Origin of the sequence: Idiomarina sp. UBA4206, from assembly GCF_002383015.1 — a bacterium.
Taxonomy (GTDB): Bacteria; Pseudomonadota; Gammaproteobacteria; order Enterobacterales; family Alteromonadaceae; genus Idiomarina; species Idiomarina abyssalis.
Map to the genome: position 1 here is coordinate 1 of NZ_DFTS01000013.1, position 1,102 is coordinate 1,102.

The following is a 1,102-nucleotide window of genomic DNA, read 5'->3' on the forward strand; positions in this document are numbered from 1 at the left end:
CTCGCCCCGTCAAGCGCTTTTTATGCCTTTATAACTGTTTTTTTGCTGACTGCGTAAAGTTTCGGCAACACGCTGCTTTTCTCACCAAAGCAAGGCCAAACATGACCTATTATTCTCTATCTGCTATAAAGGTCTTAATAGCTTTTTAACTTAGGAGCACACTTATGGCAGATATCCGCAGTTACCATGAATATGAACCAGTTATTGGGGAGCGGGTTTATTTGGATCCCAGCTCCGTTATTGTCGGCAATATCACCATTGGTGATGACAGTAGTGTCTGGCCTATGGTTTCCGCGCGTGGTGACGTCAACAGCATGACCATTGGTAAGCGTACAAATATTCAGGATGGCACGGTATTACATGTCACTCGTAAATCGAACTCGAACCCAGAAGGACATCCTCTGGTCATTGGTGACGATGTCACTGTAGGCCACCACTGTATGCTGCACGGATGCCGCCTGGGCAATCGCATTCTGGTGGGTATGTCGGCCGTTATTATGGATGACGTTGTCGTAGAAGATGATGTCATTATTGGTGCAGGCAGCTTAGTCCCTCCGGGCAAACGCTTAGAAAGCGGTTATTTATATGTTGGCAGTCCGGCTGAGAAGAAACGCCGCTTAAATAGTAGTGAAAGTAACTTTTTAAGCCAGTCGGCGCAAAATTACGTTGATCTTAAAGATGACTACCTTTTACAGGTGAGCCCCGTTTCTTAAATTAATGGAAGCGTCGGCTTTCAAGCCGGGAAAAACTCAGCAGGCTGGATAAGTCCTTTAGCCGGCCTGCAATAACATGCACCACACCTTCGTGAATTTCGACAATACCTTTTACCCAAAGCAGGTTGCTGGTCAGGAAACACTGCCGAAATTGACGAGCGGTGTGCGCCCACACCACCACATTACTGTTTCCGCTTTCATCTTCCAGCGTTAAAAAGGTGACCCCGCTACGGGTTCCGGGCCTTTGTCGGCAGGTCACTAAGCCAGCCAGTGTGAGCACCTGGCCAGAACGGCAAGTTATCAGGTCTTTGGCCATGACACAGTTTTTTAATTCCGGAGAGTTTCTCAGTAAAGCTAATGGATGCCGGCCTAAAGTCAGACCCGTTGAT

General features: G+C 47.6%; 2 protein-coding genes. One reads left to right on the forward strand and one right to left on the reverse strand.

What is annotated here, in order from left to right; all coding sequences use genetic code 11:
• The first annotated feature begins 164 nt into the window (after positions 1-164).
• Positions 165-713: a gamma carbonic anhydrase family protein gene (locus B3180_RS02440; RefSeq protein WP_054489059.1), complete on the forward strand. Its 549-nt coding sequence runs from the start codon at positions 165-167 to the stop codon at positions 711-713.
• 1 nt (position 714) lies between these two features.
• Here B3180_RS02440 and B3180_RS02445 read toward each other — a convergent pair.
• Positions 715-1,102 (reverse strand): OB-fold nucleic acid binding domain-containing protein (locus B3180_RS02445; RefSeq protein ID WP_286842816.1); only part of this gene is annotated, 388 nt, incomplete at its 5' end.